The 6,202-nt window shown below is 68.2% G+C and carries 5 protein-coding genes; 3 read left to right on the plus strand and 2 right to left on the minus strand.

Annotated elements, in window-relative coordinates:
• Positions 1–1,098: 1,098 nt before the first annotated feature.
• Positions 1,099–3,333: a catalase/peroxidase HPI gene (gene katG / locus AC08OX_RS13770; RefSeq protein ID WP_476608188.1), complete on the minus strand. Its 2,235-nt coding sequence runs from the start codon at positions 3,331–3,333 to the stop codon at positions 1,099–1,101.
• Between the two features lie 33 nt (positions 3,334–3,366).
• Positions 3,367–3,498 (minus strand): hypothetical protein, encoded by a 132-nt coding sequence (locus AC08OX_RS13775; protein ID WP_476608189.1) that lies wholly within the window; start codon positions 3,496–3,498, stop codon positions 3,367–3,369.
• Between the two features lie 64 nt (positions 3,499–3,562).
• Between AC08OX_RS13775 and AC08OX_RS13780 the strand changes: the two genes are divergently transcribed.
• From AC08OX_RS13780 to AC08OX_RS13790, 3 genes are all read left to right on the plus strand, one after another.
• Positions 3,563–4,513 (plus strand): LysR substrate-binding domain-containing protein, encoded by a 951-nt coding sequence (locus tag AC08OX_RS13780; protein WP_476608190.1) that lies wholly within the window; start codon positions 3,563–3,565, stop codon positions 4,511–4,513.
• A 680-nt stretch (positions 4,514–5,193) separates the two neighbouring features.
• Complete coding sequence (locus tag AC08OX_RS13785) at positions 5,194–5,643, plus strand: Hsp20/alpha crystallin family protein (RefSeq protein WP_476608191.1); 450 nt, start codon at positions 5,194–5,196, stop codon at positions 5,641–5,643.
• A 246-nt stretch (positions 5,644–5,889) separates the two neighbouring features.
• The coding region (locus AC08OX_RS13790) for a sulfotransferase family protein (RefSeq protein ID WP_476608192.1) at positions 5,890–6,202 on the plus strand (313 nt) is incomplete at its 3' end.

The raw sequence follows: 6,202 nt of genomic DNA on the forward strand, positions 1-6,202 counted from the left end.
ATCCGGCTCGTCGGCGTCTCGGTCGGATGCGTTAACGTCATGATCTCTTGATCCCCCTGATGATCGTGCTGTCCGGAATCTGGTGTTCCCCAGACTCCGGACTGCGATGTCGGATGTGTGGCTAGTGGTCTTTGGTGCCGTCTGACTACGAACCGTGCTTACAAAGTCGCATTGTGGCAGCGATGGGGGTGGTCCTCCGGTCCGGGGCGGTGAAGGACCACGTTGTATTCCGCATTCTGTTACGCAGAGTTAATAAAAATGTCGACCTGACCGACTCGGCCCGGGTGCGGGCGCGCTCGACCGGACTGCCGCGGTCCCCGCTCCGTCTGGTCCTTCGAACAGGCGTTGACCAGCGCGTCCTCGAAGGGGTCAATGGACGGTGAGGCGCGAGACGAGAAAACGCACAAGCACACTCGGCCGGGATCCCGCCGATCCGAGCTCGGAGTCGACTACAGCGAGTTGTCGACCTACGCGTCGCACGGTGACCGCCGCCTCGACCTCCGCGTCGAGGGGGAGGGAGACGAACGGTGCAACGGCAGCCGGTGCGCCGAACCGTGGCGGTCGCCGCCCCAGGGCTGGGCACAGAGCCGCAGGGGATCGAGGATACCGGATGCCGATGGTTTCTGCAGTGCCTCGGGTGGGCGCGCGGGCCAGTCACCAGGCGTGTCCAGAGGAAGGCTGGCGGCGCGCACGCTACCGCTCGCCCCGCGCGTGGCTGCGGTGAGGGAGATCTTTGAAGGCGCGAGCCGTTGCACCCCGGCTTGGTACGGGAACGGGGAGCGTGGCCGGGACAGCGGCTGGACGGCCTGGGCGACGGGAGGGAGCCGTTCCGGCAGGGGCGGCACGGGATCACAAAGGATCATGGTCGTCATCGCGGGACCATACCGCGACGTCGAGGTTTCCCCGGGTACTGGTTCTGTCTAGCAGGATCAGTCGATTATCTGAAGGTATGGGGGTGCTGGTGACGCCTGTCACGTCGATCGGCCGCCGGCACCTGTTCGGCGGACGAGCTCGCCTCGACCGTCACGTCCTCAGGCCCATGGCGACGGGACCGAGGACGTCCAGGTGGCCCGGCACGGGCCGACCTGGACGTCAGGATCAGACGAGGTCGAACCGGTCGAGGTTCATCACCTTGACCCACGCCGCGACAAAGTCGTGCACGAACTTCTCCCGCGCGTCGTCGCTCGCGTAGACCTCCGCGAGCGCGCGCAGTTCGGAGTTTGAACCGAAGACGAGGTCGGCGCGGCTGCCGGTCCACCTGACCTTGCCCGTGGCGGCATCGCGGCCCTCGAAGGTGTTCGCGTCCTCGGACGTCGTCTTCCACGTCGTGCCAAGATCGAGCAGGTTGACGAAGAAGTCGTTCGTCAGCGACCCGGGGGTCGCGGTGAAGACGCCGAGCGGCGACTGCTGGTAGTTCGCGCCCAGGACCCGCAGACCACCGACGAGGACCGTCAGCTCGGGGGCGCTCAGGGTCAGCTGGTTCGCCCGGTCGAGCAGGAGGTACTCAGCCGGCAGGCGGTGGCCCTTCCCCAGGTAGTTGCGGAACCCGTCCGCCGTCGGCTCGAGCACCGCGAACGACTCCACGTCGGTCTGCTCCTGCGACGCGTCGGTACGTCCCGGTGCGAAGGGGACCTCGACGTCGAAGCCGGCGTCCGCGGCGGCCCGCTCGACGGCAACACCACCGGCGAGCACGATCAGGTCGGCGAGTGAGACCTGCTTGCCGCCGGTCTGGGCGGCGTTGAAGGCCTCCTGGATTCTCGTCAGCGTGCGCAGGACCGCCGCCAGCTGGTCGGGTTCGTTGACCTCCCAGCCGCGCTGTGGTTCGAGGCGGATGCGCGCACCGTTGGCGCCGCCGCGCTTGTCACCACCGCGGAACGTCGAGGCCGACGCCCACGCGGTGGAGACCAGCTGGGAGACCGACAGACCCGAGGCAAGGATCTGACCCTTGAGAGTGGCGACGTCCGCGGCGTCGATGAGCTCGTGGGCCACCGCCGGGAGTGGGTCCTGCCACAGCAGCGTCTCGGTCGGGACCTCCGGGCCGAGGTAGCGCGCGACCGGCCCCAGGTCACGATGCGTCAGCTTGAACCACGCCCGGGCGAACGCGTCCGCGAACGCGCTCGGATTCTCCAGGAAGCGCCGCGAGATGGGCTCGTAGATCGGGTCGAACCGGAGGGCGAGGTCCGTCGTCAGCATCGTGGGGGCGTGGCTTTTCGCCGCGTCGTGGGCGTCGGGGACGGTGCCGGCACCGGCACCGTCCTTCGGCTTCCACTGGTTCGCACCGGCGGGGCTCTTCGTCAGCTCCCACTCGTAGCTGAACAGGATCTCGAAGAAGCTGTTGTCCCAGCTCACCGGGGTGTTCGTCCACGCACCCTCAAGCCCGCTGGTGATCGTGTCCCCACCCCTGCCGGTGCCGAAGGTGCTCGTCCAGCCGAAGCCCTGCTCCTCGATGGGGGCGCCCTCGGGCTCCGGGCCGAGGTGCTCGTCCGGGTTGGCCGCGCCGTGGGTCTTGCCGAAGGTGTGGCCGCCGGCGATCAGGGCGACCGTCTCCTCGTCGTTCATCGCCATCCGGCGGAACGTCTCGCGGATGTCGCGCGCCGCGGCGATCGGGTCCGGGTTGCCGTTCGGGCCCTCCGGGTTGACGTAGATGAGACCCATCTGGACGGCGGCGAGGGGATTCTCGAGCTCCCGGTCGCCGGTGTAGCGCTCGTCGTCGAGCCAGGTGGTCTCGGGGCCCCAGTAGACGTCCTCGTCAGGCTCCCAGACGTCCACCCGGCCGCCGGCGAAGCCGAAGGTCTCGAAGCCCATCGACTCCAGGGCGACGTTGCCGGCGAGGATCATCAGATCGGCCCATGAGATCTTCTGACCGTACTTCTTCTTGACCGGCCACAGCAGGCGGCGAGCCTTGTCGAGGTTCGCGTTGTCCGGCCAGCTGTTGAGGGGAGCGAAACGCAGCTGGCCGGCACCCGCACCACCGCGGCCGTCGCTGATGCGGTAGGTACCCGCGCTGTGCCACGCCATCCGGATGATGAACGGGCCGTAGTGACCGTAGTCGGCCGGCCACCAGGCCTGCGAGGTAGTCAGCACCGCCGCGATGTCCTGCTTCACGGCGGCGAGGTCGAGGGTCCGGAAGGCCTCGGCATAGGTGAACTCCCCGCCGAGGGGGTTGGCCATGGCGGGGTTCTTGGCGAGGATCTTCAGGTTGAGCCGGTTCGGCCACCAGCCGCGGTTTCCGCCGCCCTGGGTGGGGTGCGGGGCGCGCCCGTGCGCGACCGGGCAGCCACCGCCGTTCTCCGCGTTCGTGTTGTACACGACTGCGTCATGGTTCTCGGACATGGGACCCTCCGGGCATAGACGGATCAGGAGCGATCAGGAACGCGTGCGGTGGAACAGCCGGGGCGCCGGCCCCAGTAGATGGCCGCGGCCGTCGTTGATGGCCTCGTTGACGGCCTCGTCGATCGAGAAGCCGCGCAGGGATGACTCCACTGTCACAACTGTCACACTGTCACGGTCGGCGACTCGGAAGAGAAATCGAAAAATTCCGCAACTTTGATAGCCTCAATCTATGGCTAGTCCGCACCCGACCCTGGCCCAGCTGCGCGCCCTCGTCGGAGTGGCCGATCACCGGCACTTCGGCCGCGCCGCGGCGGCCCTGAACGTCAGCCAGCCGACGCTGTCCAGCGCGGTGGCGGCGCTCGAGCGCACCCTGGGCGTCCAGCTCGTGGAACGCACCACCCGCAGCGTCCTGCTCACCGGGCTCGGGGAGGAGATCGTCCGGCGGGCCCGGGGGATACTGGGTGCCGTCGACGACATCGGTGAACTGGCCATCCGGGCCCGGGAACCCCTGGTCGGTGACATCCGTCTTGGAGTCATCCCCACGGTGGCCCCCTACCTGCTCCCACAGCTGCTGCCGACGCTGCGGGAACGGTGGCCGCAGGCGCGGCTGCGGCTGCGGCTGCGGGAGTCTCAGACGGCCACCCTGCTGGCGGAGCTGCGCGGCGGTGCGCTCGATCTCGCGCTGCTCGCTCTGCCCACCGATGAGCCGGGGACAGCCGAGATCCCGCTGTACGACGAGGACTTTGTCCTCGTCACCCCCGCGGAGCACCCGCTGGCGGGTGGCGCCGCCGTGCCGGTCGCCGCCATCGGCGGGCAGGATCTGCTCCTGCTGGAGGACGGGCACTGCTTCCGGGCCCAGGCACTCGAGGTCTGCCGGGAGGCGGGGGCACGGGAGCGTTCCACCCTGCGTGCGGCGAGCCTGTCGACGATCGTCCAGATGGTCGCCGGTGGCCTGGGGCTGACCCTCGTCCCCGCCGCCGCTGTCGGAGTCGAGGTCGGCGAGGGGCGGGGCCTGGCCGTCGCCACGTTCCGTCGGCCCGCGCCGCACCGGTGCGTCGGCCTTGCCTACCGCTCGACCTCGGCCCGCGTGACGGACTGGAACCTGCTCGCCGCCGAGGTGCGGGCCGCCCTGCCGGGGACGGGTCTCGCCCTTGCCCCGGTGCCGGCCGCGGTGGTCTGACGCGCGCCCTCGGCGGGCTCCGGGGAATGCGGCAGGCCGGCCGCGAGCGCACGCCACTGTGCCACTGGCAGCGGATCCACTGGCAGCGGATCCGTCTCGGCGGGTTGCCGGCTGACAGCCGCGAGGATGTCATGCCATTCCTGCAGCGTGGTCACGATCGCGGGCTGGTTGCCGAGGTGCTCGGGGAGCCCCTGGGAGTGCGTTCAGCCGCGCGACCAGCCGGGGCAGAGCGGGATGCCGCGATGCCCGCACCGTCGCCCGGTTGTGGTTTCGTGCGGGCGGAGCTGGGTAGAAGGACTTTGGGTTCATTGTCCGTCAGCGGACAGGGCCAGGGTCCCGCCGGCTCGTCTTGATGAGGAAAACTGATTCGAGGGGATGGCGGGACCGCCGTGCTTCGCGGCCTCCACACCTGCCCGGGTGCTGTGTGCCCAGGCGGTGGCCGTCTCCGGGGAGGTCGCGCCGGTTGTTCACCGTTGCGGCGGTTGCGGAACAACCCCGAAGCAGTGGTCAGTGTTTCCCGCCGCGGCCGATTTACCCGCCGACGACCAGGGAGACGGCGATGGAAGTATTTGGCCGATAACAGCTGATTGTGTGGTCGAATCGAATGATGTCGAAATGATACTGACGGGTGGAGGAACCTCATGGCATTTCCGGTGCGAAGCAGCCAACGTCCGGTCCCGGTGATCAGGTGGGATCCGTTCCGGGAGATCGAGGACGCCTGGACCCGGATGGGAAGCCTGCTCGATGAGGTCGTCGGTGGCGCGGAAGGCCGACCGGTGGGACTGCTGGCCGCCACCGTCGTCCCGGTCGACATCGAGGAGACCGACGATGCCTACATCGTTGAACTCGAACTCCCCGGGGTGCGCGGCCGCGATGTCTCGATCGACCTGCGGGATAACGAGCTTCGGGTCACCGGTGAGACCAAGGAGCGGGAACGGAAGGGCGTGCTACGCCGCCAGACCCGCCGGGTGGGCAGGTTTGAACATCGCATCGTGCTGCCGGGCGAGGTGGACCCGGAGTCGGTCAGTGCGTCGCTGGACGACGGGGTGCTGACGATCCGGCTCGCCAAGTCCAGGAAGAGTCAGCCCAGGCACATCGAGGTCACCGGCGGCAGTGGCGGCGGCAGCTGACCCGGCGGCGGGGCCGCTGCCCGCGTGTCCGCTATCCCCGGCGGGGGCCGTGCCCGCCTGGCCGCGGTGCCGTGGTGAATCCTGAATCCTGAATCCTCCATAAAACTACACCGGACAACCGGGTGCGGGAAGTTGGGGTACTTGCAACTACACAATCCCTACCAGGATGATAGATTATCAAAATTCCCTCTGGATTCGCAACGGAATGGTCGTTAATGTTGCATCCGTTGTCTACGGAGGAGGGAAATGATCAACATCATTGGTGCGGGCTTCGGGCGCACCGGAACGCTTTCGCTCAAGTTGGCCCTCGAACAGCTCGGTTACGGCCCTTGTCATCACATGGACGAGGTCCTCGCGCACCGAGAGACCATTGCCGCATGGACGAGTGCCGCTGAAGGCGCTCCTGTGGACTGGGACTCGCTGTACGGCCAGTACAGATCGACAGTCGATTGGCCGGGCGCCCGGTTCTGGCGGGAGCTCGCCGACCACTACCCGTCGGCTCGAGTGATTCTTACGGTTCGCGACCCGGAAAAGTGGTATGACAGTGAGCCTTTCCGCG

Source organism: Frankia sp. CoBUL1 (genome assembly GCF_978021245.1).

Bases quoted from the DNA above. Each gene is read 5' to 3' on its own strand.
- katG (WP_476608188.1), bottom strand. From the start codon at position 3,333: ATGTCCGAGAACCATGACGCAGTCGTGTACAACACGAACGCGGAGAAC.
- AC08OX_RS13780 (WP_476608190.1), top strand. From the start codon at position 3,563: ATGGCTAGTCCGCACCCGACCCTGGCCCAGCTGCGCGCCCTCGTCGGA.